Source organism: Pseudomonas sp. 5P_3.1_Bac2, assembly GCF_025465995.1.
In the GTDB taxonomy this organism is placed as follows: domain Bacteria; phylum Pseudomonadota; class Gammaproteobacteria; order Pseudomonadales; family Pseudomonadaceae; genus Aquipseudomonas.
Genome location: NZ_JANLNY010000023.1, coordinates 94,426 through 119,079 on the forward strand (window position 1 = coordinate 94,426; position 24,654 = coordinate 119,079).

At 57.6% G+C, this 24,654-nt stretch carries 25 protein-coding genes; 10 read left to right on the top strand and 15 right to left on the bottom strand.

Annotated features, from left to right (window positions below; translation table 11 throughout):
• Nucleotides 1-97: 97 nt before the first annotated feature.
• Complete coding sequence (gene thiO / locus NTD81_RS13580) at nt 98-1,189, bottom strand: glycine oxidase ThiO (protein WP_262183101.1); 1,092 nt, start codon at nt 1,187-1,189, stop codon at nt 98-100.
• A 77-nt stretch (nt 1,190-1,266) separates the two neighbouring features.
• Between thiO and NTD81_RS13585 the strand changes: the two genes are divergently transcribed.
• The 7 genes from NTD81_RS13585 to NTD81_RS13620 all read left to right on the top strand — a co-directional run bounded on the left by NTD81_RS13585 (nt 1,267) and on the right by NTD81_RS13620 (nt 9,204).
• A complete protein-coding gene (locus NTD81_RS13585; RefSeq protein WP_262183102.1) occupies nt 1,267-1,785 on the top strand; it encodes a GspH/FimT family pseudopilin in 519 nt (172 codons plus the stop codon).
• 97 nt (nt 1,786-1,882) lie between these two features.
• A complete protein-coding gene (locus NTD81_RS13590; protein WP_262183103.1) occupies nt 1,883-2,371 on the top strand; it encodes a GspH/FimT family pseudopilin in 489 nt (162 codons plus the stop codon).
• Nucleotides 2,365-2,862, top strand: coding sequence for a type IV pilus modification protein PilV (pilV, locus tag NTD81_RS13595; RefSeq protein WP_262183104.1), 498 nt, complete (start codon nt 2,365-2,367; stop codon nt 2,860-2,862). Before NTD81_RS13590 ends, pilV begins: the two co-directional genes overlap by 7 nt.
• Nucleotides 2,859-3,527, top strand: coding sequence for a PilW family protein (locus tag NTD81_RS13600; protein WP_262183105.1), 669 nt, complete (start codon nt 2,859-2,861; stop codon nt 3,525-3,527). Before pilV ends, NTD81_RS13600 begins: the two co-directional genes overlap by 4 nt.
• Nucleotides 3,524-3,943: a pilus assembly PilX N-terminal domain-containing protein gene (locus NTD81_RS13605; RefSeq protein WP_262183106.1), complete on the top strand. Its 420-nt coding sequence runs from the start codon at nt 3,524-3,526 to the stop codon at nt 3,941-3,943. The genes NTD81_RS13600 and NTD81_RS13605 overlap by 4 nt, the downstream gene beginning before the upstream one ends.
• Before the next feature lie 36 nt (nt 3,944-3,979).
• The gene (locus NTD81_RS13610; RefSeq protein ID WP_262183107.1) at nt 3,980-8,722 is read left to right on the top strand and encodes a PilC/PilY family type IV pilus protein; all 4,743 of its coding nucleotides are present in this window, start codon (nt 3,980-3,982) and stop codon (nt 8,720-8,722) included.
• An 8-nt stretch (nt 8,723-8,730) separates the two neighbouring features.
• Entirely contained in the window at nt 8,731-9,204 is a 474-nt protein-coding gene (locus NTD81_RS13620; RefSeq protein WP_315974695.1) for a type IV pilin protein, read from the top strand.
• Nucleotides 9,205-9,280: 76 nt separating this feature from the next.
• Here the strand turns inward: NTD81_RS13620 and ispH are convergent, their stop codons facing one another.
• The 6 genes from ispH to murJ all read right to left on the bottom strand — a co-directional run bounded on the left by ispH (nt 9,281) and on the right by murJ (nt 16,682).
• Nucleotides 9,281-10,225 (bottom strand): 4-hydroxy-3-methylbut-2-enyl diphosphate reductase, encoded by a 945-nt coding sequence (gene ispH, locus NTD81_RS13625; RefSeq protein WP_262183108.1) that lies wholly within the window; start codon nt 10,223-10,225, stop codon nt 9,281-9,283.
• Between the two features lie 117 nt (nt 10,226-10,342).
• Complete coding sequence (locus NTD81_RS13630) at nt 10,343-10,780, bottom strand: peptidylprolyl isomerase (protein WP_262183109.1); 438 nt, start codon at nt 10,778-10,780, stop codon at nt 10,343-10,345.
• Nucleotides 10,773-11,282 (bottom strand): signal peptidase II, encoded by a 510-nt coding sequence (gene lspA, locus NTD81_RS13635; protein WP_262183110.1) that lies wholly within the window; start codon nt 11,280-11,282, stop codon nt 10,773-10,775. The genes NTD81_RS13630 and lspA overlap by 8 nt, the downstream gene beginning before the upstream one ends.
• Nucleotides 11,275-14,106, bottom strand: coding sequence for an isoleucine--tRNA ligase (gene ileS, locus NTD81_RS13640; protein ID WP_262183111.1), 2,832 nt, complete (start codon nt 14,104-14,106; stop codon nt 11,275-11,277). Before ileS ends, lspA begins: the two co-directional genes overlap by 8 nt.
• Before the next feature lie 10 nt (nt 14,107-14,116).
• Nucleotides 14,117-15,055 carry a bifunctional riboflavin kinase/FAD synthetase gene (gene ribF / locus NTD81_RS13645; protein ID WP_262183112.1) on the bottom strand — a complete coding sequence of 313 codons (939 nt, stop codon included), beginning with the start codon at nt 15,053-15,055 and terminating at the stop codon, nt 14,117-14,119.
• A gap of 82 nt (nt 15,056-15,137) precedes the next feature.
• Nucleotides 15,138-16,682: a murein biosynthesis integral membrane protein MurJ gene (gene murJ / locus NTD81_RS13650; protein WP_262183113.1), complete on the bottom strand. Its 1,545-nt coding sequence runs from the start codon at nt 16,680-16,682 to the stop codon at nt 15,138-15,140.
• A 207-nt stretch (nt 16,683-16,889) separates the two neighbouring features.
• On the opposite strand from murJ, the gene rpsT reads away from it, so the two are divergent.
• Nucleotides 16,890-17,168 carry a 30S ribosomal protein S20 gene (gene rpsT / locus NTD81_RS13655; RefSeq protein ID WP_262183115.1) on the top strand — a complete coding sequence of 93 codons (279 nt, stop codon included), beginning with the start codon at nt 16,890-16,892 and terminating at the stop codon, nt 17,166-17,168.
• 163 nt (nt 17,169-17,331) lie between these two features.
• Here the strand turns inward: rpsT and NTD81_RS13660 are convergent, their stop codons facing one another.
• The 5 genes from NTD81_RS13660 to rplU form a co-directional block, all read right to left on the bottom strand.
• On the bottom strand, nt 17,332-17,796 hold the full coding sequence (locus NTD81_RS13660; RefSeq protein ID WP_262183116.1) for a CreA family protein: 465 nt from the start codon (nt 17,794-17,796) through the stop codon (nt 17,332-17,334).
• Between the two features lie 9 nt (nt 17,797-17,805).
• Nucleotides 17,806-18,924, bottom strand: coding sequence for a glutamate 5-kinase (gene proB / locus NTD81_RS13665; protein WP_262183117.1), 1,119 nt, complete (start codon nt 18,922-18,924; stop codon nt 17,806-17,808).
• 67 nt (nt 18,925-18,991) lie between these two features.
• Entirely contained in the window at nt 18,992-20,215 is a 1,224-nt protein-coding gene (cgtA, locus tag NTD81_RS13670; protein ID WP_262183118.1) for an Obg family GTPase CgtA, read from the bottom strand.
• A gap of 170 nt (nt 20,216-20,385) precedes the next feature.
• Nucleotides 20,386-20,643, bottom strand: coding sequence for a 50S ribosomal protein L27 (gene rpmA / locus NTD81_RS13675; protein ID WP_262183119.1), 258 nt, complete (start codon nt 20,641-20,643; stop codon nt 20,386-20,388).
• A gap of 39 nt (nt 20,644-20,682) precedes the next feature.
• Nucleotides 20,683-20,994 (bottom strand): 50S ribosomal protein L21, encoded by a 312-nt coding sequence (gene rplU, locus NTD81_RS13680; protein ID WP_058067004.1) that lies wholly within the window; start codon nt 20,992-20,994, stop codon nt 20,683-20,685.
• Between the two features lie 242 nt (nt 20,995-21,236).
• On the opposite strand from rplU, the gene NTD81_RS13685 reads away from it, so the two are divergent.
• On the top strand, nt 21,237-22,205 hold the full coding sequence (locus NTD81_RS13685) for a polyprenyl synthetase family protein (RefSeq protein WP_262183120.1): 969 nt from the start codon (nt 21,237-21,239) through the stop codon (nt 22,203-22,205).
• 284 nt (nt 22,206-22,489) lie between these two features.
• Complete coding sequence (locus NTD81_RS13690) at nt 22,490-22,720, top strand: hypothetical protein (RefSeq protein WP_262183121.1); 231 nt, start codon at nt 22,490-22,492, stop codon at nt 22,718-22,720.
• Nucleotides 22,721-22,823: 103 nt separating this feature from the next.
• Here NTD81_RS13690 and NTD81_RS13695 read toward each other — a convergent pair whose 3' ends face one another.
• The 3 genes from NTD81_RS13695 to NTD81_RS13705 form a co-directional block, all read right to left on the bottom strand.
• Complete coding sequence (locus tag NTD81_RS13695) at nt 22,824-23,441, bottom strand: FKBP-type peptidyl-prolyl cis-trans isomerase (protein WP_262183122.1); 618 nt, start codon at nt 23,439-23,441, stop codon at nt 22,824-22,826.
• 78 nt (nt 23,442-23,519) lie between these two features.
• Nucleotides 23,520-24,008: a TIGR00645 family protein gene (locus NTD81_RS13700; RefSeq protein ID WP_262183123.1), complete on the bottom strand. Its 489-nt coding sequence runs from the start codon at nt 24,006-24,008 to the stop codon at nt 23,520-23,522.
• A 223-nt stretch (nt 24,009-24,231) separates the two neighbouring features.
• Nucleotides 24,232-24,540, bottom strand: coding sequence for a hypothetical protein (locus tag NTD81_RS13705; RefSeq protein ID WP_262183124.1), 309 nt, complete (start codon nt 24,538-24,540; stop codon nt 24,232-24,234).
• Nucleotides 24,541-24,654 lie beyond the last annotated feature (114 nt).

Sequence of the window (24,654 nt, forward strand, 5' to 3'; positions counted from 1 at the left end):
ACTAGCGACTAGTGGAAAGTATCGGCGCGGGCCACCCCGCCGATACTTTCCAACAGATGACGCCAACATCCAAGCCCTGCTAGCGCAGCAAGCTGCCTTAGCCGAGTCGCCCGGCCACCGCGTAAGGCGCCGGGTCCAGCACCGGCGCACGCTGCAGCAGCAAGTCCGCGAGCAACTGACAAGACGCCGGCGCCAGCACCAAACCATTGCGGTAATGCCCGCAGTTCAGCCACAGCCCGGCATGCCCCGGCACTTCACCTATATAAGGAATACCTTCCGGCGAGCCCGGCCGCAGCCCCGCCCAATGGCCGACGCGCTCGGCCTCGGCCAACTGCGGCAACAGCGCCGTAGCAGATGCGGCAAGACTGGCCAGCGCATCAGCGGTGGGGGTTTTATCGAAGCCGCAATGCTCCAAGGTGCTGCCCACCAAGATATGCCCGTCGCGCCGGGGAATCGCATAGCGCCCCTTGGCCAAGACCATGGCCGGCAGAAAGTCCTCGGCGCATTTGTACAGAATCATCTGCCCCTTCACCGGCTCCACCGGCAGGTGCAAGCCTAATCCCGCGAGCAGCTCACCGCTCCACGCACCCGCACAGAGCACCACCCGTTCAGCGCGCAGCTCAGCATCCTGGCAGCGCACACCGACGACGCGTCCAGACTCATGGATAAACCCCTCGACAGGGCTGTTTTCAATAATCCGCACATTGCCCATGCGCTCAAGAGCCGCGCGCAAGGCTTTAACCAAACGCGGATTGCGCACATTGGCCACACCCGGCATATACAGCGCCCGTTGATAACCATCGGCCAAGGCACTGACTCGCGCCTGCACACTGCTGGCCGGCAGCGCCTGCAAGGAACGCCCCTCACGCTGCGCCCAGGCGAGGGCCTCGGCTTCGTCGTCCAGATCCAACCAATACAGACCGGTGACATGCACTTGCGGGTCGAGCCCCGTGCGGGCCAATAACTCTTCAGCTAATCGCGGGTAAAAATCCTGCGACCAATGAGCCAACGCCGTCACCGCCGCGTTGTAGCGCCACGGGTACAGCGGCGAAACAATCCCGCCACCAGCCCAAGAAGACTCTTGGCCACAGCGGCCTGACTCAACCAGGGTTACTTGGCAGCCAGCAGCTGCCAAATTGAGTGCGCTCATCAAACCAATCGCGCCACCACCAATTACCAACACGTGCACCTAACACCACCCCACCGTCAAAAACACATAAAAACCAGCTACAACATACGTTCCCATGGACGCGCAGGAATCTCAGGATGAGAACCTATCAAGTCGGGATCGGCCTTATCGAACTGGTTATTTGCCTAGCTGTATTGAGCATAGTGCTAAGCCAGGCCGTGCCGGCCATCATCTCAATTATGCAAACACAGCAACAGGTGCAAGCCCTCAACCAACTGCTCGGCGCACTCCAATACGGACGCAGCGCCGCCGTGTTGGAGCACAGCCAGGTGTCTATCTGTCCGGGCCTACAAAGCTGTCGTAAGACAAGGATCTGGACCGGGACGTTGCTGATCTTTAAAGACCGCAACCTAAACGGTCAGCTCGATAGCGATGACAAGTTGCTACGCCAACTTGAGATCGCCAGCGGCTATAGCTGGCAATGGAGTAACTTCCGCCAGCGCCCTTATGTTCAGTTCAAAACTAACGGAACCCCCAACGGCTTAAACGGCACATTCACCCTCTGCTACCAAGGCCAGCCTGTCAGGCAAATCACCATCAACAGCCTAGGGCGGATACAAAGCAAAGTGAAGATTTCTGCTGTGACGTGCACATAGCCAGCAGCTCGTCGCGGTTTTTGCACGTTTGTCTCGGTATGCTGGCTTTAACTCGCCCCCCTTTTACTCTATGGCGAGCTCATACCGGGAAGTGTTTATGCGTCGTACTAAGGGCTTCACGCTCGTTGAATTGATGATTGCGATCGCCATCATGGCGGTGCTAGGTGCGGTTGGCATCCCGGCATTTCAAAGCATGATTCTGGATAACCGCATTGTGACGACTAGCAACGCTTTGCTTGGGGCTTTGCAAATGGCCAGAAGCGAGGCGGCCAGTAAGCGCAAAAATATCCGGGTATGCCCCAGTACCGATCAACAGACCTGCACCGCAAATGGTAATTGGCATGACGGCATCATCGTCTTGAACGATACCGTGCTCCTACGCGTGATTCCTGCCACTCGCAATGGCGTACAGATCACCAGCACACTTAGTGAATTGGTCTATCAGGGCAACGGCCGCACCCAACAGAACAACCCCCAATTCCGTATTTTCGATGACCGTGATGCCGCTAAGCCGGCCACCGGGCGAAATATTTGCATCAATATCATCGGCCAGGTTACTAGCCTGCGAGGTAACCAGGGATGCTAAGTAGAACCTCGCGCAGCAATCGTGGTTTCAGCTTGATTGAAGTGCTGATTGCCTTGTTTGTCTTAGCCATTGGCTTGCTCGGCATGGCGACCTTGATGATGGCCAGCCTCCAGTCCAGCCAAGGTGCAGCACTGCGTAGTGCCGCTACCGTCGCCGCTTATGATCTGGCAGAGCGCATGCGCCTCAACCGCACTCAACTCAGCGCCTATGCAGGCAATCCAGCTACGGCTACCGACCCAGGCTGCGCGGATAACAGCGCAGGGTGCAACGCGGCGGATACAGCCCGCCTCGACTTATTCAGGTGGTCGGGGAATCTCCAAGCTAACTTGCCGGGCGCAACAGCCGTTATCCAGCAAGTGACCGCGAGTAATTATTGCCTAGCGATCTTTTGGCAAGAGCCCGGCCTCGCACTTACAGCCAGTGAAAACACCAGCGTATGTGGAGTGGCAAGGGACGGCCGTGCGTTTTATAGCCAGCGGATAAACCCATGAGATCACTTAATCAGCAATCCGGCCTGTCACTGATCGAGCTGATGGTCACCCTCTTGCTCAGCACTATTCTGCTGCTCGGAGTGATGCAACTGTTTATCAACACCTCAAACTCAGACCGCACCAGCAATGAACTGGCCCGAGTCCAGGAAACCGGCCGCGTGGTCATGGAGCTGATTGCCCAAGAGGCACGGCGCGCTGGCTACCAAGGTTGCGTAAGCACCAGCAGCGAAACTGAAACCAATGTCTCGTACCAATCCCCAAACGCAACCGTCGACATCAAATTCCCGGCAAACGCGATCAACGGTACAGCGAGCTCGCTGGTGTTTAGCTATGCCCGGCCGAACCCCAGCGGTGCGTTTAAATATCGCGATTGCGCGAATAACAAACTGGAGCCTTACCAGATCATCTTCAGTAATTGCCAGGCCAACCTGTGTATGCGAGATCCAAACACCGGCGCCAGCCAGCAGGTGGCGGCGAATACCAATATCCAGTCGATCCAATATATCCAGTCCTGCGGCGCCAATAACTGCATCAAAACTGCTACCACTGCTGACATGGGCCTAGTCAGGCAAATTCAAGTGACCTTAGCCGTCACCGACTCACGCGGTGAGTTCGAGCAGCCACGCTTGTTTACCTCCGTAATTGAGCTGAGGAATCGCCTGTGAAGCCAGCTAATCACCAACGCGGCGTGGCCCTACTGGTCAGCCTGATCCTGTTGTTGCTGCTAACCATTATTGCGATCACCGCGGCGACCACCTCAACCCTGCAACAACGCATGGCCAGCAACGCACAAGAGGCCAACACGGCCTTCCAGGCAGCGGAGAGTGGCTTGGCGGTCTGGTTGAACAACTTTGAAACAGAGTCTGCAACGCCCAGTGGCTGGCAGAGCGCAGGCGCTGAAGCGCAATACCAAGTCAGCACCACAGTTGTCGGCAACTGCCTAGGTGGCTCACTCGCCGTTGGCGCTGGATTTGTCTTCGTCTGCCACCATGTGAGCAGCGAAAGCCGTACCAGCACCGACGCTGACAACGCGGCTCGTAGCCGCCACCGCATGGGTTATTTAACCCGCACCGGCCAGTAAAAAATGACTCTTTGGAGACCTGAAATGCAGCGCTCAATGATAAAAAAACTGCGCACTGGCCTATGCGCAACTGCGGCCAGCACATTGCTCCTAAGCGCCAGCTTGAGTTACGCCGACGACACTGAAATCTTCTTCGGTGGCCCAACTATTGATGAAGGCATTCGCCCTAACGTCCTATTTATTCTGGATAACTCGGGCTCAATGAACTGGCGACTCGACAGCAACAATACCGCCACAGGCAGTCAGACTTCGCGCTTACAGGTATTGAAAAACTCGTTCGCTGACATCATGGCCAACACCAACGACATTAACGTGGGTGTCATGGTGCTTAACTCGCGTAGCGCATATGGCAACAGCCGCTATGTGTATCCGGTCGAATACATCGACAAACAACTTGCCGACGACGTTGACCTAGTCGCCAGCACGCCAGAAATTCTACAAAGTGCCGACGATGCTGTGCAGGCCATTTATCCCTTGGGCAGTGCAGTGATTAATGACCCGGCCTTAGTCATGGGGGTAATTGATGCCACTCACCCCATACCTGGGCAGGCTGAATCGCAGCTGACCACCACCGGCAGCTTTTACCTTAAAACAGTCACCACTACCCGCCCTACCACTAGTACCGAATATGCCTGCCGCTTTTCGCCGCCATCTCGCCCCAACGGTGCAGTTTGCACCGACAACACAGTGCAAACTGAACTTAACCTGCGCCGCAGTCTAGGCAACGTAGGCTTGTTTCACTTCCAAGGGCTGAACATCCCAGCCGGCGCGACCATCACCAGCGCCTTTATCGAGATCACACCGAATAACTCACCTAACAACAGCAATCGCAATCCCTACATTAACGTGCAGATGCAGAACGATAAAAACCCTGCCGCTCTGAACGACAACAACCCCTTAGGTAGCCGAACCTATCAATCAGCCGCTAACGTCCAAGTCAACGGCTGGATATCGGGTAACCGTGTCGCCATTAACGTCACCAACGCGATACAAACGCTTAAAGCCGCAACACCAACCACCAACCCTATCCAAGGGGTATTCGTACGCTTAGGCAACACCAGCATCAACAACACCAGCACTCAAGATTACAAATTCTGTGTTCAAGACTGCTCGACCGGTAACCAACCCAAGTTGGTGATTAATTACACCGCAGACGGGCTCGTACCTGAGCAACGCATGGGCGCTTTACGCTTCCAGAATGTGGGCATCCCACAGGGGGCGACAGTCACAGGCGCCACCCTTAACTTTGTGCCAGCAGCCGCTAACGCCAACCCAGTCACATTTGAGGTGCGCGCTGAACGCGCGGATGATGCTACGGCTTTCGTTAATGGCAGCAACTTGAATAGCCGCAGTAAAACCACAGCATTAACTACCTGGACCCCGGCTGAGTGGCCTAATCAAGCCACCCCGGAACCGATTGAGGGGCCTGACGTTACTGCACTGGTGCAAGAGGTGGTATCGAGCACTGGCTGGTGCGGCAACAATGCCATGGCGTTTTACCTGTCACCGACTGCGGGCAGCGGCACCCGTAGTGCTCATAGCTTTGATGGCTCCGGAGGCCTGCAACCGACCCTGACCATTAGCTATACCGGGGGAGAAAATGGTTGCTTCAACTCCATCATTGATACCCGCATTACCGCGAGCGCTAATGATGGTTATCAGTCGGCTGCTGGGTCGGTAAACCTCGGCGCGACCACCTTGCCACTAACCACCAATCAACTTGGCGCTCGTTTTGAAAATCTGCCTATCGGTCGTAATGCAGAGATTCTCAGCGCGCAGGTCATCCTAACGCCTGCAGCAACCGTAGCCACCCCCTCACTCACACATCAGATCAGTTTTCAAAGTTCGCCAGCAGCCAGTACTTTCAGCGCCACCAACAATAACTTTAGTGGCCGTACTAACCGTACCACCAACGCCACCTGCACCATCGACAACAACACGGGCTGGGATGCAAACCAACCTGTCACCTGTGATATCAGCAGCTTAAACAGCGACCTTAATAGCATCTTCGCCAACTCTGCTTGGCAGGCTGGCGGGGCTCTGAATATGTTTATCCGTCCAACCGCGACCAGTACTCTGCTCGCCCGCTCGTTTGAGAGTAACCCTGCCCAGTCCGTCCGTTTGCGCCTGAAAATTCGCAACGGTGGCCTGATCCGCACGGTGCGTAATCAGGTCAACTCCCTGGTGCAATCCATGGTGGCTGGCGACGGTACACCTATAGTGCCGACGTACTGGGATGCGGTGAGATACTTACGCAACAGCGTGGCTAACCGCCCATCGCCGATCAATAGCGCCTGCCAGGCCAACCACATAGTGCTACTGACCGACGGCCAGGCCAGCGGCTACCAAGACTCAGTGATTTCCGACATCGAGTCCCTCGCCGGTAGCTGTAGCAGGGAGGGCGCGATCAATGACGAGAAATGTGCCAGGACCTTGGCGAAGTGGATTTTGACCAATGATCAATCGTCCATCGCTGGCGACAACTTTATTACCACCCACACCGTAGGCTTTGCCTTGGATGCTAGTGGCACGTCCAGCCCCAGCATCAAGAAATTCCTTCGTGAGGTAGCAACAAACGGCGGCGGCTCATTCAGCACCGCAGAAAGCGCCAGCGAATTGAGCGACGCCTTTAACCGCATCATTCAAGAAGTATTGGCTACCGACACCAGCTTCGTCAGCGCCAGCGCCCCGGTTAACTCCTTCGAGCGTTCGGACAACAAAGACGAGCTGTATTTCTCGCTGTTCCGTCCACAGGAGTACAACCGCTGGCCGGGTAATCTGAAGCGCTATCGCTTCGCCCAGTACAACGCCGATGGCGTGTACAGCCCTCATATCGCCGATGCCAACAACCTACCAGCCGTAGACCCGTTGACTGGGCAATTTGCTGACGGGGCGAGGAGTTTCTGGTCCAACACAGCGGATGGTAATAACACTGCTGCAGGTGGTGCGGCGTCAGCCCTGCCGGCGGCAGGTTCGCGCAAAGTCCTGACTTATGTGGGCAACGCCCCCACCAGCAATACGGTTCTACAGCAACTGGCCAGTGCTAACACCGCTATCACCACCGATTTACTCGGTGCCAGCACCGCCACTGAACGCGGCGAACTGATTGACTACATTCGCGGCCTCGATCCGGCCACTAGCAACCAACGTAAGGCCTTAGGTGATCCAATTCACTCTTCGCCACGCTTGGCCACCTATAGCTGTCACACCGTGACCAATAACGTCTGTACAGAGGCGGACCAAACAGCCTTTATCGGCACCAACGAAGGCTTCTTACACGCCTTCAATACCTCGACTGGCGTTGAACAATTTGCCTTTATGCCGCAAGAGCTGCTGGGCAATATCAAGCTGCTCAAAGAGAACAACAAAACCTCCAGCATTGCACCGCGCCGCTATGGCTTAGACAACCCCGTGGTGCTGTGGACTAACGACGCCAGTGGCGACGGCAAGATCCTTAACAACCCCGGCGATACCACTGCCCAAACCGGAGAGTTTGTTTACGCCTATGTCACCATGGGCCGTGGTGGGCGCAATGTGTATGCCCTCGACGTCACCAACCGGGCCAGCCCGAAACTCATGTGGTATATCAAAGGCGGCGAGACGGCAGGTTTCGAACGTCTCGGCCAAACTTGGTCTGCTCCGGTTAAAACCCGCATCAAGATTGGCAACGACACTACCCCCACCGATGTGCTGATCTTCTCCGGTGGCTACGATCCCAAACAAGACGACGTCAAGGCTCGCCGTGAAGACGAGATGGGTAACGCCGTCTATATCGTCAATGCCAAAACCGGCGCACTGATCTGGTCCGCCGGTAACAATGCTGGTCACACCCTAAACCTGGCAAAAATGAAATACAGCATGCCCGGCAACGTGCGGGTCATTGACCTCAATGTCGGGACCAATGGCCAACTTGAGGTCGATAAAGAACAGCTGGCTGATCAATTCTTTATCGGAGATATGGGTGGCCAGGTCTGGCGCTTCTTTATTAACAACAGCAAGTCCGGCGCACTAGTAACCGCTGGCGGCACCTCGGGCGACGGTATCTTCGCCAGGGCTGTGCCAACCGATACCGAGTACGCCACCTTGGATGCCGCCGGTAAGCTGAAGAATCTACGGCGTTTCTACAACGAGCCCGATGCTGCCTTGCTTAATCACGACGGTCGCCTGACCTTGTCGGTGAATATTGGCTCCGGCCACCGCGGCCATCCGTTGGAGGTTGGTACTGAAGATATCTTCTACTCGTTCCGCACCAATTTCTTGGGTTCTGGCGGCGAAGGCACCATCACCACGGCGGATATGTTTGACACCACCACAAGACTGTTCAGCGACATTACCGATCAGACCAGCAGTGACGCGGTGAAGGCCAAGCTCAACCCAGACGCACAGGTGGGTAAAGGCGGCTGGTATATCAAGATGGTCAACAACGGCGAGAAGATCCTGACCCGCTCGCTGACCACCGGCCAAGACAGTGTGATCTTCTTTAACACCTACACCCCCGGAAGCGCCACGGCGAGTAATAGCTGCAAAGCGGTGTTCGGCACTTCACGCGGGTATGCCGTAGACCTCTTCGATGCAGCCCCCTATACCAAGTGGTATCAGGGCACGCCCTCAGTGGATGCCCGCACGGAAAACTTAAAAACCTCCGGTATTCCGCCACAACCTGAGCAAATCTGTATCGGCAACACCTGCTCGGTGATCCTCAGCCCCGACACTATCGAAGAAGTTGATATGCCTGCTCAGGGCAAAATGTATTGGATTGATGAAGCCGAGATGAATTAAGGATCACTATGAATAGCACCTCTGAACAAGGCTTCACCCTGATCGAGCTGATGATTGCAATCACCATCATCGCCGTGCTCGCTGCGATCGCCCTGCCCAACTACAACGGCTACTTAGCCCGTAGCGCCTGCGAGGACGCCAAGGGCGTATTAGCAGGCGCTGCCGGCCGTATGGAAAGCTTCCGTGCACAAAACAACCGCTATCGGGGAGCTACAGAAACGACAGACGATGCCAACACTCGGTTAGGTGATTGGGGCTACAACCGCAGCCCTGTCGACGGTAATCCACAGTTCGCTATTGCCCTGACGCAAGTAACCCCTACCGAATACACCTTAACTGCCACACCATTAGCCAACAGCCGCCTGGCTGGGCGTGGGACCCTAACCCTAAACTCCGTCGGAGTCCGCGGGGCTACCAATGGTGCAACTGCTCCCGGCTTCTTAACCGCCGACGTATGGAACAGTAGCTGCCGCGGCCTGTAACGCGTGGCATAAAAAAGCCCCAGTGCGCAAACACTGGGGCTTTTTATTGGGCGCCGGTTTATGTGCGGCTGCGGCCTTAGAGCTGCTTAACCCGCAGTTCTTTAGGCATGGAGAAGGTCACATTCTCCGGACGGCCTTGCAGCTCTTCGGCGTTGCTGGCGCCCCACTCGCTGAGCTGCTGAATCACGCCCTGCACCAGTACTTCCGGTGCCGAGGCGCCGGCGGTGATGCCGACTTTGTTGGCGCCGTTGAACCAGGCTTGTTGCAAGTCCTCAGCACCATCAATCAGGTGCGCCGGGGTGCCCATGCGCTCGGCCAGCTCACGCAGGCGGTTGGAGTTGGAGCTGTTGGGGCTGCCGACCACCAGCAACACATCACACTCATCGGCCAGTTGCTTCACCGCATCCTGGCGGTTTTGCGTGGCATAGCAGATGTCATCTTTGCGTGGCCCGCCAATGGCCGGGAAACGCTGCCGCAGGGCGTCGATAACCTTACTGGTGTCGTCCATCGACAGAGTGGTCTGGGTGACAAAGGCCAGCGCCTCGGGGTTACGCACCTGCAAGTGCGCCACGTCGTCTTCGTCTTCCACCAAGTAGATCGCGCCACCATTACGGGTGTCGTACTGGCCCATGGTGCCTTCGACTTCCGGGTGGCCTTCGTGGCCGATCAGCACACATTCGCGGCCTTCGCGGCTATAGCGCACCACTTCCAAGTGCACCTTGGTCACCAGTGGACAAGTCGCATCGAAGATCTTCAGGCCACGGCGTTCGGCCTCTTGGCGCACCGCCTGGGATACGCCGTGGGCGCTGAAGATGACGATGAAATCATCGGGAACCTGATCCAGCTCCTCGACGAAGATCGCGCCACGATTGCGCAGGTCTTCGACCACAAACTTGTTGTGCACCACTTCATGACGCACATAGATCGGCGGGCCGAACACTTCCAAGGCGCGGTTAACGATCTCGATCGCGCGGTCGACGCCGGCGCAAAAGCCACGGGGGTTGGCGAGTTTGATTTGCATGGCGGCTATCTCGGCAAGCACAAAAGCGCAGATGGGCTAAGTGTAACGGCGGACTGGCGGTTACCGGCGGCGCAATACCGCCGTTGGTCTGCCGCCCTTACAGGCGGCAATTGGGCGTTAGAGCGCCTGCACCGCGATAATTTCAACATCAAAACTCAGTTGCTTGCCCGCCAACGGATGGTTGAAGTCGATGGTGACGACGTTGTCATCAAAGGCCTTCACCACACCGGGCAGCTCGGTGTTGGCAGCATCGTTAAAGATCACCAGCAGGCCTTCGGACAGCTCCATGCCGTCGAATTGACTGCGCGGCATGACCTGCACGTTTTGCGGGTTACCCTGGCCGAAGCCTTGTTCGGGGCCGATCTCAACGCTGCGCTTATCGCCCGCCTTAAGACCGAAGATAGCCTGCTCAAAACCCGGCAGCAGGTTGCCATCACCGACCTTGAAGGTCGCCGGATCTTTATCAAAGGTGCTATCGACCACATCGCCGTTTTGCAGTTTAAGGGCGAAGTGCAGAGTCACTTGGGTCTGCGGGCCAATTACTAATTCACTCATGGGACTTCTCTGCGGACTTGCCGCTTTTAAACATATCCAGGGCCAGCAGGATGGCGCCGCAAGTAATGGCGCTATCGGCCAGGTTAAACGCGGGGAAATACCAAGTGGTATGACGGTGAACCAGAATAAAGTCCACCACGTGACCGAAGATCACCCGATCCACCAGATTGCCCAAGGCGCCGCCCAGCACCAGTGCCAGCGCTACCGCCAGCCAGGTTTCATGGGCCTTTAAGCGCTTCAGCCAAACCACCAGTACCGCACTGACCACCACGGCGATACCGGTAAAGAACCAACGTTGCCAGCCGCCTGCATCGGACAAAAAGCTGAACGCCGCGCCGGTGTTGTAAGCCAAGGTCCAGCTGAAGTAGCCCGGAATCACCTCAATTTGCTGATACATGGTCAGGTTGTTATCGAAGTAAAACTTCGTCGCCTGATCCAGTACAAACACCAACAGCGTCAACCACAGCCATGCCAAACGGCCGAAACGACTGGTATTAGGCATAGTGACGAACCTCGCCGGCGCCTTCGATGTTATCCACACAGCGGCCACAGATTTCCGGATGCGCCGGGTTCACACCGACGTCCTCGCGGTGATGCCAGCAACGCGCGCACTTGGCGTGACCAGACTTCAGCACTTGCAGCTTCAGGCCAGGGACGTCAGTGCCCACCGCCGCGGCAGGAGCGCTGCTCAGTGGCGCCAGGCTGGCGGTAGAGGTGATCAAGACAAAGCGCAGCTCGTTGCCGAGTTTTTGCAGGTTGTTGATCAGGCTGTCTTCGCCGTACAGGGTCACTTCGGCTTGCAGGTTACCGCCGATGGCTTTGGCCGCGCGCTGGTTTTCCAGCTCTTTGTTGACCGCGGCTTTAACCGCCATGACCTGCTCCCAGAACTCGCGGCCCAGCTCGGCATCCGCCGGCAGCTCGGTCAGGCCCTGATACCAGGTGTTGAGCATCACTGACTCGTTGCGCTCGCCCGGCAGGTACTGCCACAGCTCGTCCGCAGTGAAGGACAGCACCGGCGCGATCCACCGCACCAGCGCTTCAGCAATATGGAACAACGCGCTCTGGCACGAACGGCGCGCCACGCTATCAGCCTGGGTGGTGTACTGACGGTCTTTGATGATGTCGAGGTAGAAGCCGCCCAGCTCCTGCACGCAGAAGTTGTGCACCTTCTGGTACACGTTCCAGAAGCGATAAGTGCCGTAAGCTTCTTCCAGCTCACGTTGCAGCAACAGCGCACGGTCCACTGCCCAGCGATCCAGCGCCAGCATATCGGCCGCCGGCAACAGGTGCTGCGCCGGGTCAAAGCCGCTCAGGTTAGAGAGCAGGAAGCGCGCGGTGTTACGGATGCGGCGATAGGCATCGGCGCTGCGCTGCAGGATCTGATCGGACACCGCCATCTCACCGGAATAATCGGTGGAAGCGACCCACAGACGCAGAATGTCGGCGCCCAGGCTGTCGATGACTTTCTGCGGTGCAACCACGTTGCCCAAGGATTTCGACTGCTTACGGCCTTGCTCATCCACAGTAAAGCCGTGGGTCAGCAGCTCTTTGTACGGCGCGTGGCCGTCGATGGCGCAGCCAGTCAGCAGGGACGAGTGGAACCAGCCGCGGTGTTGGTCGCTGCCTTCCAGATACAGATCCGCGCGCGGGCCGTCAGTGTGGCCGAGCGGATGGGAACCACGCAGCACGTGCCAGTGAGTGGTGCCGGAGTCGAACCACACGTCCAGGGTGTCGCGGCCTTTGTCGTACTGAGCGGCTTCGGCACCAAGCAGTTCGGCAGCGTCCAGTTTGAACCAGGCTTCGATACCCGCCTGCTCCACGCGCTTGGCCACTTCTTCCATCAGCTCGACGGTGCGCGGATGCAGCTCGCCGGTTTCTTTATGGGTGAAGAACGGGATCGGCACGCCCCAGTTACGCTGACGCGAGATGCACCAGTCCGGGCGCCCGGCGATCATGCTGTGCAGGCGCGCCTGGCCCCAAGCCGGAACAAACTGAGTTTGCTCGATGGCAGCCAAGGAGCGCTCACGCAGAGTCGCGCCCTCGTTAGGCTGCTTGTCCATCCCCACGAACCACTGTGCGGTGGCGCGGTAGATCAGTGGTGTTTTGTGACGCCAGCAGTGCATGTAGCTGTGCGAGATGACCGCGTGCTTCAGCAGCGCACCGACTTCTTGCAGTTTTTCAACCACGTTCAGGTTGGCCTTCCAGATAAACTGGCCACCGAAGAACGGCAGGGTGTCGACATACACGCCGTTGCTCTGCACCGGGTTGAGGATGTCGTCGTTGCTCATGCCATATTGCTTGCAGGTGCGGAAGTCGTCCTCACCATACGCTGGAGCCGAGTGCACCACGCCAGTACCGGCGCCGAGCTCAACGTATTCAGCCAGGTACACCGGCGAGAAACGCTCGTAGAACGGATGACGGAAGCGGATCAGCTCCAGCGCCGAGCCTTGCGCAGTGGCGATCACTTCACCTTGCAGGTCGTAACGGGCCAGGCAGCTTTCCACCAGTTCTTCAGCCAGCAGCAGCAGCTTGTCGCCGACATCGACCAGGGCGTAAGTGAACTCTGGATGGACGTTCAACGCCTGGTTAGCCGGGATGGTCCACGGCGTGGTGGTCCAGATCACGATGCTGGTGGGTTTGCTCAGGCTGGCCAGACCGAAGGCGGCAGCCAGCTTGTCGGCATCTTCCACCGGGAAGGCGACGTCGATGGCATCGGACTTTTTGTCCTGATACTCCACCTCAGCCTCAGCCAGGGCCGAACCGCAATCGAAGCAGAAGTTAACCGGCTTCAGGCCCTTGAACACAAAACCGTGCTTGACGATTTCCGCCAACGCGCGGATTTCCCCGGCTTCGTTGGTGAAGTTCATGGTCAGGTACGGATTGTCCCACTCGCCCAATACGCCTAAGCGGATAAAGCCGGCTTTCTGCTCTTCCACTTGTTCCGAGGCATAAGCGCGGCAACGCTCGCGGGTGAGATCCGCTGGCTGATTTTTGCCAAAGGTGGTTTCCACCTTGTGCTCAATCGGCAGGCCGTGGCAGTCCCAACCCGGTACGTAAGGCGCGTCAAAGCCGGCCAGCGTTTTCGAGCGGGTGATGATGTCCTTGAGAATCTTGTTCAGCGCGTGACCGATATGGATGCTGCCGTTGGCATAGGGCGGGCCGTCGTGCAGGACGAACTTAGGCCGGCCCTCGCCTTGCGCGCGCAGCTTCTGATACAGGCCAATATCGTTCCAGCGCTGCAGAATCTGCGGCTCGCGCTGGGGCAGACCGGCCTTCATCGGAAACTGGGTGTCGGGCAGATTTAGCGTGGCTTTGTAGTCGGTCATCTCAGGCTCTTCACTTAAGCGGTTGGCCCTGCCAGTGGGCACGGGCGGCGGCAATATCGGCGGCAATGGCCGCTTTAAGCGCCTCAAGGGAGGCAAAACGCTGCTCATCACGCAGCTTGCGGTGGAACGTCACCGGCAAACGCCGGCCATACAAATCACCGGCAAAATCCAACAAATGTACTTCTAGGTGCGCACTGCCATCGCCGGCCACGCTCGGTCTTACGCCGATATTGGCGACGCCGGGGTAAACCTTGCCATCGACCTGCGCACTGACCAGATACACACCTTTGAGCGGCACGCGTTTGCGTTTGAGCTGCACGTTGGCGGTGGGGGCATTGAGCTGACGGCCAAGTTTCTGCCCGTGCAACACACGCCCGGTGATCACAAACGGGCGACCGAGCAAATGCTCAGCCAGAACGAAATCGCCGTTAGCCAAGGCGCTGCGCACCCCAGTGCTGCTGACCCGCAGGCCATCCAGCTCAACGGTATGCGCGGCTTCAACGGTAAAACCTTCGCGGGCGCCGGCCTCGGCCAAAAAGGCGAAATCGCCGGCGCGATCACAACCAAAACGGAAGTCATCACCGACTTCCAAGTGCTGCACGGCGAGGCCGTCGACCAGCACTTGCTGAACAAACTCAGCGGCGCTGAGTTCACGCAAACGGCGGTTAAAGGCCAGGCACAACACCCGGTCTACACCCTGGGCAGTGAGCAAGGCGACCTTGTCGCGCAGGCGACTCAAGCGCGGCGGCGCGCCGTCCGGGGTAAAAAACTCACGCGGCTGCGGCTCAAAAATCACCACGCAGCTGGGGACGCCTAACTCGGCCGAGCGCTCACGCAAACGCGCCAAAATAGCCTGATGGCCACGATGGACGCCGTCGAAATTGCCGATAGTGGCGACGCAGCCCCGATTCAGGGGCCGCAGGTTGTGAAGACCTCGAACCAGCTGCATAACGCGCTTCTTGCTCATAAAGTGGCCGATTATACGCACACAGTGGCGCCGACAACAGGCGCCAAGCGCACCGCACAGTCAATCAAAGCACGGCGCGTCGGGCAAAATCACGCAGGCGCATGCCCAGTAGCAGCAGCACAGCGAAATAACTCAGGGCACCGACCACCACCAGAGCGCCCAAACGCAGCAGGCGCCAGAACATGGTGCCGTCGCTCCAGGCCGGCAAATAGTGCATAACCAGCAGCAGCGCCGCGGCCATCGCCACCAGCGCCAACGCCAGTTTGAGCATAAATTTCAGCCAGCCTGCTTGCGGCTTAAACATGTCGGCCTTGCGCAAGCGCCAATACAGCAGCCCCGCATTCAAACAGGCGGCCAGACCGATGGCCAAGGCCAAACCGGCATGAGCCAGGGGAATCACGAAGACAAACAGCAGATTCAGGGCCTGAGTTACCACCAAGGTAATCAGTGCGATACGCACCGGGGTTTTGATGTTTTGTTGGGCATAGAAGCCCGGTGCCAGGATCTTCACCAAGATAATCCCCAGCAGCCCCACCGAATAGGCGATCAGCGCCTGCTGAGTCATCAGCGCGTCATGGGCGCTGAACTTGCCGTACTGAAACAGCGCCACAGTCAGCGGCTCAGCCAGGATGGCCAGGGCCACTGCACTGGGCAGCACCAGCAAAAAGCACAGCCGTAGGCCCCAATCGAGCAGCTTGCTGTACTCCTCACGGTTCGCGGCGGAATAGGTTTTGGATAGCGCCGGCAACAAGATGGTGCCCAACGCCACACCGAGCACACCGGCGGGCAACTCCATCAAACGGTCGGCGTAGTACATCCACGACACGGAACCGGCGACTAAGAACGAAGCGAACACGGTATTGATGATCAGCGAGATCTGGCTTACCGACACGCCAAAGATTGCCGGCCCCATCTGCTTCAGTACGCGCCAGACGCCGCTGTCACGCAGGTTCAAGCGTGGCAGCACGAGCATGCCGATCTTTTTCAGGTGCGGCAGTTGATAGAGCAACTGCAACAGGCCGCCGGCCAACACCGCCCAGCCCAAGGCCATGATCGGCGGATCAAAGTAAGGAGTCAGGAACAGGGCAAACACGATCATGCTGATGTTCAGCAAGGTCGGCACAAAAGCCGGCACCGAAAAGCGGTTCCACGTATTGAGCACCGCCCCGACCAGGGACGACAGGGAAATCAACAAAATATAAGGAAAGGTAATGCGCAGCAGATCGGTGGTGAGGGCAAAACGCTCGGCTTCATCGGCAAAACCCGGCGCCGAAACCCAGACGATCCAAGGCGCCGCAATGATCCCAAGCAAGGTGATCACGGCCAGCACCAGAGTCAGCAAGCCACTGACATAAGCGACAAAAGTGCGCGCCGCTTCATCGCCCTGCTGGGTCTTGTATTCGGCCAAAATCGGGACAAATGCCTGGGAAAAAGCGCCCTCGGCAAAAATTCTGCGTAATAAATTAGGCAGTTTAAAGGCCACCACAAAAGCGTCCGAGGCCACGCCAGCGCCGAAGATGCGGGCGATGATGGTGTCGCGCACAAAACCCAACACCCGCGAAAGCATGGTCATGGAACTAACGGCGGCCAACGACTTAAGCAAATTCATGTAATAATTCGACTTCCGCAAGCAAGCCCACCCCGGACCATCCGGTGTTGAGCAAAGGCAACGAGTGTAGCGGCCCGCCACTGGTCAGACCAGCTCGTAGGCTTCTTACAGGGATCAGTCAACACGCTTGACAGCTCTCCCTCATATCGGCATGATTCGCGGCCTTATTTGTTTGTAACCCCCCAGTTTTTTTCGAGGAGCTTGACGGTGGCCAATACACCTTCTGCCAAAAAACGCGCCAAACAGGCTGAGAAGCGTCGTAGCCATAACGCCAGCCAGCGCTCCATGGTTCGTACCTACATCAAGAACGTTGTTAAGGCTATCGAAGCCAAAGATCTTGATCTGGCAAAAACCGCTTACACCCTGGCTGTACCAGTGATCGACCGCATGGCCGACAAAGGTATCATCCACAAGAACAAAGCAGCTCGTCATAAGAGCCGCCTGAATGGCCACATCAAGGCCCTGGGCGAAGTTGCTGCGGCCTAAGCCGTTCGCGACTGACTGCTGCTCAATAAAAAGCCGCCTCTAGGGCGGTTTTTTATTGCCTGCGATTTAGCCCCGAGCCTTGCCATAACCTGCCCGACCAATAAAAAGCGCGAGCAAAAAAAATCCCGAATCGCTTCGGGATTTTTTGTTGAAGCATCGCCGCCTACTGCGCCTTAGGCCAGGGCAGAATCGGAATGGCAGTCACCGCATTCTGCGGACTGCCCTCGATCACGCGGTCGCTGTAAACCAAGTAGACCAAGGTGTTGCGCTTCTGATCAAAGAAACGCACCACTTGCATGGTTTTGAACACCAGCGAAGTGCGCTCGCGAAACACCTCTTCACCTTCTTTGAGTTTTCCGGCAAAACTGATCGGTCCGACCTGACGACAAGCCAGCGACGCTTCGGCGCGATCTTCAGCCAAACCCAGACCACCTTTTACACCACCGGTCTTGGCCCGCGACAAATAGCAGGTTACGCCTTGCACCTTAGGATCATCGAAGGCCTCGACAACAATCTTGTCGTTCGGCCCGATCATCTTAAATACCGTGGAAACCTCACCAATTTCTTCGGCCATGAGCGCCGCCGGCAGCAACGCTAAAGCACCGAGCAAGCCTGTTAACAAACGCATAAACCGCCCCTAGACCAAAATCATATTGTCGCGATGAACCAACTCAGGCTCACCAACATAGCCCAACAATCGTTCAATCGCATCGGAAGGCTGGCCAATGATCTTTTGCGCCTCAAGGGCACTGTAGTTAGCCAAGCCCCGGGCAATCTCCCGACCATCCGGCGCCACGCACACCACCATCTCCCCACGACGGAAGCCACCCTGCAGAGACTTGACCCCCACCGGCAACAAACTTTTCGTACCGCTGACCAACGCCTTGGCTGCCCCCTCATCCAGCACTAATGTGCCACGGGTTTGCAGATGCCCAGCCAGCCACTGTTTACGCGCAGCCAACATACTGCGCTCCGGCGCCAGCAGCGTCCCCAGACGCTCACCCGCTTTCAGACGCGCCAACACCTGCTCAATGGCGCCACCGACAATCACCGTATGCGCCCCCGAACGCGCCGCCAAACGCGCTGCGCGCAGCTTGGTCTGCATGCCACCGCGCCCCAAAGCGCCGCCCACACCACCGGCGACAGCATCCAACGCAGGATCATCGGCACGGGCTTCATAGATCAGCTCAGCATCGGGGTTATGCCGTGGATCGGCGTTATACATGCCGTCGCGGTCAGTGAGGATCACCAGCAGATCAGCCTCGACCAGGTTAGCCACCAGCGCCGCCAAGGTATCGTTATCACCAAAGCGGATCTCGTCGGTAACCACCGTGTCGTTTTCGTTGATGACCGGCACCACATCCAGATCAACCAAGGTCCGCAGGGTGCTGCGCGCGTTCAGGTAACGCTTGCGGTCGGAGAGATCGTCATGGGTCAGCAGGATTTGCGCGGTGCGCCGCTCATACTCAGCAAAGCTGGATTCCCAAGCCTGCACCAGCGCCATCTGGCCAATCGCTGCAGCGGCCTGCAGCTCATGCATGGCACTGGGTCGCGAGGCCCAGCCGAGGCGACTCATGCCCGCCGCCACTGCCCCGGAGGACACCAGCACCAGCTCAACGCCCTGCTCGCGCAGCGCCACCATCTGCTTGACCCAGACCGCCATGGCAGCCCGATCAAGGCCACGCCCATCGGCGGTGAGCAACGCACTACCAATCTTCACTACCCAGCGCTGGGCGCCGGTTACCTTGTCACGCATGATCTCAACCCTAGCAGCGAACCGTGATTACAAAAACGCCGCAATTAAGCGGCGTTTACATAGTTGCTTAATCCCGGACGTAGATAATTTCCGGGCCGTCCTCGGCATCTTCTTCGTCCCAGAAGCTATCATCCTCTTCGGCATCCCCCACTGCACGCACACCGGAGCGACGCAGCGCACGCTTGTCGTCCAAGGCCTGCAGTTGTGCCCGCGCTTCATCCTCGATGCGCGAATCCAGCTCTGCCAACTCTGCGGCGAACTCTGGGTTCTCCTTAATACGCTCGGCGCGCGCCTCAAGGAAGTCCAGAATGTCGTAGCACAGCTGCTCAGTGCCTTCACGAGCCAGCGCCGAAATCACATAGACCGGACCAGTCCACTGCAGACGCTCCACGATCTCAGCGACGCGCGCCTCTTGCTCTTCTTCGAGAATCTGATCGGCCTTGTTCAACACCAACCAGCGCTCACGCTCGGCCAGCGCCGGGCTGAACTTAGTCAGCTCCGCCACAATAGTGGCCGCTGCCTCGGCCGGATCGGTCAGATCCAACGGCGCCATGTCAACCAAGTGCAGCAGCAGACGGGTACGCGACAAGTGCTTAAGGAAGCGAATACCCAAGCCCGCGCCTTCCGACGCACCCTCGATCAAACCTGGAATATCGGCAATAACGAAGTTTTTGTAGCGATCGACACTGACCACCCCCAGGTTCGGCACCAAGGTGGTGAACGGATAATCCGCCACCTTAGGCTTAGCCGCCGACACTGAACGGATAAAGGTGCTCTTACCAGCGTTCGGCAAGCCCAGCAGACCGACGTCAGCCAGCACCTTCAACTCCAGCTTGAGGTCACGCGCCTCGCCCGGCTTACCCGGCGTGGTCTGGCGCGGCGCGCGGTTGGTACTGGATTTAAAGCGGGTGTTACCCAGCCCGTGCCAACCACCTTGCGCCACCATAAGGCGTTGACCCGGCTTGGTCAGGTCGCCCATCACCTCTTGAGTCGCGGAGTCGATCACGGTGGTGCCAACCGGCACCGGCAGGATCAGGTCATCGCCTTTGCGCCCGGTACAGTCGGTGCTGCCACCTTTCTCACCGTTTTGCGCATTGAAGCGACGGGTATAGCGGTAGTCGACCAAGGTGTTGAAGTTCTCCACCGCCTCGATAAACACCGAGCCGCCGTCGCCACCATCACCACCGTTAGGACCACCCTTCTCGATAAACTTCTCGCGGCGGAAGCTCATCATGCCGTTACCACCGTCACCGGCTTTTACAAAAATCGATACTTCATCGACGAATTTCATCGCTATGCCTCCCGCGGATCAGCGGGTTATCAAAACCACAAACACCAGGCTCTTGCAAAACAGCCCTGCAAGCAAAGCGCCAAACGCTCAAGACCGTTTGGCAAGAACCCCAAGCATACAGAAACAAAAAAGCCCCGTCGCAGGACGGGGCTTTCCAAGCAGTCGCGCGCTTAAGCGGAAACGACGCTCACGTAACGGCGGTTGAACTCGCCTTTTACTTCAAACTTGATCACGCCTTCGATTTTCGCGAACAGAGTGTGATCTTTACCCATGCCAACGCCGTAACCAGCGTGGAATTGGGTGCCGCGCTGACGCACGATGATGTTGCCTGCTTTGATAGCCTGGCCGCCATACATCTTCACGCCAAGGCGTTTGGCTTCTGAGTCGCGACCGTTGCGGGTACTACCGCCAGCTTTTTTGTGTGCCATGAGTTCAATACTCCTATAAAGGGATCGGACCTAATGAAATTAGGCGGAGATACCGGTGATTTTGATCTCGGTGTACCACTGACGGTGGCCCTGGCGCTTCATGTGGTGCTTACGACGACGGAACTTGATGATAGTTACTTTGTCGTGACGGCCTTGAGCTACAACTTCAGCTACAACCTTGGCACCTTCAACAACAGGAGCGCCGATTTTTACGTCGTCGCCGTTGCCGACCAGCAGAACACGGTCAAAAGTCACAGCTTCGCCAGTGGCCAGCTCGAGTTTTTCGACCTTGAGGAATTCGCCTTCGGTGACTTTGTATTGCTTGCCACCAGTAACAATTACTGCGTACATGGTAAATCTCCGTTAATCCTGCTCACCCAGCGTTTTATAGGAATAAGAATCAGCTGGCATGGCTGCTTGGGGCCACTTGGCTCCCATGCAATTGCGTAAGGCAGGGAAATACCCAGGGGGAAGTTCAGGGTGCGCGATTGTACGCAAGCCGCTAATAGGGTGCAAGACCCAAAGCCACTCGCCTTGACAGCCCCCTACCCGGCACCTAGCATGCCGCGCATTGAAAACTTCAGGTACCTGCGATGCAACCCCAGTCCTTCTACCGCGTGGCGGCGGATGATTTTACCGCCGTAGACGGCATTATTCGTAACCAACTGGTGTCGCGTGTACCACTGGTCGAGAAAATCGGCGATTACATTATTTCCGCCGGTGGCAAACGTCTACGCCCTCTTCTAGTTCTACTGGCTGGCCGCGCAGTCGGTTATCAACAAGATGACCTGCAACTGCTGGCTGCGACCATCGAATTTCTGCACACCTCGACTCTGCTGCACGACGACGTGGTGGATAAGTCCGATATGCGCCGCGGCCGCTCCACCGCCAATGCGCGCTGGGGCAATGCGCCCAGCGTATTGGTCGGCGACTTCCTTTATGCGCGCTCCTTCGAAATGATGGTCACCCTGGGCTCCATGCCGGTGATGCGGATCATTTCCCAGGCCACGCGGGTGATTGCCGAAGGCGAAGTGCTGCAACTGTCGAAAGTCCGCGACGCCAGCACCACCGAAGAGACCTATATGGAAGTCATCCGCGGCAAAACCGCCATGCTCTTCGAGGCCTCGACCCACAGCGCCGCCGCGCTGGCCGGCGTCAGCCACGAGCAAAGCGAAGCGCTGCGCACCTTTGGCGACCATTTAGGGATTGCCTTCCAACTGGTCGATGATCTGCTGGACTACCAAGGCGACGCCGACACCCTGGGCAAGAACGTCGGTGACGATCTGGCCGAAGGCAAGCCCACCCTGCCGCTGATTTACACCATGCGTGAAGGCACCGCCGAGCAAGCCAGCCTGGTGCGCCAAGCGATTCAGAAAGGTGGCATCGAGGATTTGGAAAGCATCCGCACTGCCGTGGAAGCTTCCGGCGCCTTGGCCTACACCGCACAACTGGCCCGCGACTACGCCGAACGCGCCATCGCTTGCCTGGACGCGCTGCCGCCCAGCGAATACCGCGATGCGCTGATCGACCTCAGCCGCTTTGCCGTCGCCCGCACCCACTAACGGGTTCTGCCTGGGGCGGGCTTAGCCGCCCCGAGCGCTGTCATTCTCTCTCTATGTATCGGTGCAGATGCCGCTAACCGCGGTGCTGCCCAGCTACGGCGCAAGCGCAATACACCCCTCACCTTTTAAGTATTGCCGTTAGGCCGCGCGAACGGACCTTGCGCGGCACCTTGGCGCGGCTTCCAAGCCAGACAATCCGGCGGCGCGACCAAAGGTCCAATTAAGTCTTGCTATAATACAAATAAGAATTATTATCATCTAAACCTTTACACAGGAGATGAGTCATGACTTATTTGATTGACGCTTGGCTGGATCGCCCCCATCCCTACCTACGCATTCTTAACCGCAGCACCGGTGAGGTCTGCGCGCGGCTGGAGCAGGATGCTTTAGATGAGCTACGTGACCAAGGTGATCTGGATTTGCACGAACTCAACTCCAGCGAGCCACTGGTGCTCAAAGAGTTGGTGCGCAATCTGTTCTTGTTCTGCTACGCCCGGGCCTTGCGCCCAGTTTGACCAGCAGCCAGATAGCAAAACGGCAGGCCATAAACATACGGCCTGCCGTTTTGCTTGATCTTGCGCACCTAGCCGCAGGCTAAACGCGCCAGGCTAACTGGAATTACAGGATTTCCAGCAGCTCTACGTCGAACACCAGCACGCTGTGCGGCGGGATGCTGCCAACGCCTTGGGCGCCGTAAGCCAGCTCGCTCGGCACGTACAGACGCCATTTGCTGCCAGTACCCATCAGTTGCAGAGCTTCGGTCCAGCCCGCGATCACGCCGCCAACAGGGAATTCAGCTGGCTGACCACGATCGTAGGAGCTGTCGAATACAGTGCCGTCGACCAGGGTACCGTGGTAGTGGGTACGCACCGTGTTTTCGCGGGTTGGCTTAGCGCCGTCACCAGCGTTGAGCACTTCGTACTGCAGACCGGATGCCAGTACGGTGATGCCATCACGCTTGGCGTTTTCCAGCAGGAAGTCACGGCCAACGGCAGCAGCGGCTTCAGCTTTGGCTTGAGCCTCGGCCTGCATGATCTCGCGAATCACTTTGAAGCTAGCGTTGAGGTCTTCTTCGCTAACGCGGCTCTCTTGACCGCTGAAAGCGTCTTTAACCCCGGCCAGGATGGCGTCCAGGCTAACGCCTGGTGGCGGGTTATCGCGCAGTTGACCGCCCAGTTGGCGGCCAATGCCGTAGCTGACGCGACTTTCGTCAGTCGAGAGAATGAGATCGGACATAACAATGCTCCGCTAGGGGCTTAAAAAGGTCGGCCAGACTAGCATAAGCATTCCGTCACACCCAATCGCGGCAACGCCTTAGTGCTTGGTCAGCTTATCCAAGTAGCCCATGGCAAAAGCCGAAGCGACGAAGGTCATGTGGATCAGCACGTACCACATCAACTTGCTGTCGGGGATGTTCTTGGCATCCATAAACACCTTGAGCAAGTGGATCGAGGAAATCGCCACAATCGAGGCCGCTACTTTCATTTTCAGCGAGCCGGAGTCCATCTTGCCCAGCCAGCTGAGTTTTTCTTTGTCGTCGCCAATATCCAGCTGCGAAACAAAGTTCTCATAGCCGGAGATCATCACCATCACTAACAAACCGCCCACCAAGGCCATATCGATCAGCGACAGGATCACCAGAATCAGATCCGCCTCGGCCATGCTGAAGACATGCGGCAGCAGATGGAAGACCTCTTGAAAGAACTTCAGCGCCAGCGCCAACAACCCCAGCGACAGGCCAAAATAGATAGGCGCCAAAAGCCAGCGGGAGGCATACATGGCGTTTTCGATAAACCGTTCCATAGAGCTCACTTAGAGGTAAAAACTGCGCGAGTATACCCAGCACTCCGAGGGTTAAAAACCCGGGCCAGCATGCTAAATAGTTACCAAACACTTTTTTCGCGAATGTGGATAACCTTATTAAGGGCAATTAACTAAGCAGTCTAAATCGACCGTTTCAAGCAATTGAGCGCTCAGCTATTTGACCCACGGTTCAGCTCTTGGCCTGAGCACCTCAGTTCGTCACTTAAGCAAGCGGTGGGCCACGCAACGCGCGTAGCTGAGCCTGCATATGCAGGCGCCAGATAGGCGGCTCGGCACTGTACTCGTAGCCCATCTCCAGCAGGTTCTGCACTATCTCGCCGAGCATCTGATCTACGCTGCAGGCCCCGAAAAACGGGCCTTGCACCTTAACCAGCGACGGTTGTTCAGCGCTTATGCCGGCGGCGCACAGCAGCAGCCACTGATTGGCGTGGCCGCGGTAAGGGCTCTGATAAAACTCGATCCGAGTATCGAGAACAAGGCAATGGCGGATCAGCACAAGACTGCGCGGCATAACGTCGCTCCTCTTGCCAGCCGGGCCCAAGGCCCACTCACGGCAGGCGGTAAAAACCTCTAGCCTGCCCCCTCACAGCCTGTGGATAACTGTGTGGATGAACTGCGCAAAAAG

Coding starts and splice junctions, on each gene's coding strand:
- NTD81_RS13585 (WP_262183102.1), top strand. CDS start 1,267: ATGAGAACCTATCAAGTCGGGATCGGCCTTATCGAACTGGTTATTTGC.
- NTD81_RS13590 (WP_262183103.1), top strand. CDS start 1,883: ATGCGTCGTACTAAGGGCTTCACGCTCGTTGAATTGATGATTGCGATC.
- pilV (WP_262183104.1), top strand. CDS start 2,365: ATGCTAAGTAGAACCTCGCGCAGCAATCGTGGTTTCAGCTTGATTGAA.
- NTD81_RS13600 (WP_262183105.1), top strand. CDS start 2,859: ATGAGATCACTTAATCAGCAATCCGGCCTGTCACTGATCGAGCTGATG.
- NTD81_RS13610 (WP_262183107.1), top strand. CDS start 3,980: ATGATAAAAAAACTGCGCACTGGCCTATGCGCAACTGCGGCCAGCACA.
- NTD81_RS13620 (WP_315974695.1), top strand. CDS start 8,731: ATGAATAGCACCTCTGAACAAGGCTTCACCCTGATCGAGCTGATGATT.
- ispH (WP_262183108.1), bottom strand. CDS start 10,225: ATGCAAATCAAACTCGCCAACCCCCGTGGCTTTTGCGCCGGCGTCGAC.
- NTD81_RS13630 (WP_262183109.1), bottom strand. CDS start 10,780: ATGAGTGAATTAGTAATTGGCCCGCAGACCCAAGTGACTCTGCACTTC.
- lspA (WP_262183110.1), bottom strand. CDS start 11,282: ATGCCTAATACCAGTCGTTTCGGCCGTTTGGCATGGCTGTGGTTGACG.
- ileS (WP_262183111.1), bottom strand. CDS start 14,106: ATGACCGACTACAAAGCCACGCTAAATCTGCCCGACACCCAGTTTCCG.
- ribF (WP_262183112.1), bottom strand. CDS start 15,055: ATGCAGCTGGTTCGAGGTCTTCACAACCTGCGGCCCCTGAATCGGGGC.
- murJ (WP_262183113.1), bottom strand. CDS start 16,682: ATGAATTTGCTTAAGTCGTTGGCCGCCGTTAGTTCCATGACCATGCTT.
- NTD81_RS13660 (WP_262183116.1), bottom strand. CDS start 17,796: ATGCGTTTGTTAACAGGCTTGCTCGGTGCTTTAGCGTTGCTGCCGGCG.
- proB (WP_262183117.1), bottom strand. CDS start 18,924: ATGCGTGACAAGGTAACCGGCGCCCAGCGCTGGGTAGTGAAGATTGGT.
- cgtA (WP_262183118.1), bottom strand. CDS start 20,215: ATGAAATTCGTCGATGAAGTATCGATTTTTGTAAAAGCCGGTGACGGT.
- rpmA (WP_262183119.1), bottom strand. CDS start 20,643: ATGGCACACAAAAAAGCTGGCGGTAGTACCCGCAACGGTCGCGACTCA.
- rplU (WP_058067004.1), bottom strand. CDS start 20,994: ATGTACGCAGTAATTGTTACTGGTGGCAAGCAATACAAAGTCACCGAA.
- NTD81_RS13685 (WP_262183120.1), top strand. CDS start 21,237: ATGCAACCCCAGTCCTTCTACCGCGTGGCGGCGGATGATTTTACCGCC.
- NTD81_RS13690 (WP_262183121.1), top strand. CDS start 22,490: ATGACTTATTTGATTGACGCTTGGCTGGATCGCCCCCATCCCTACCTA.
- NTD81_RS13695 (WP_262183122.1), bottom strand. CDS start 23,441: ATGTCCGATCTCATTCTCTCGACTGACGAAAGTCGCGTCAGCTACGGC.
- NTD81_RS13700 (WP_262183123.1), bottom strand. CDS start 24,008: ATGGAACGGTTTATCGAAAACGCCATGTATGCCTCCCGCTGGCTTTTG.
- NTD81_RS13705 (WP_262183124.1), bottom strand. CDS start 24,540: ATGCCGCGCAGTCTTGTGCTGATCCGCCATTGCCTTGTTCTCGATACT.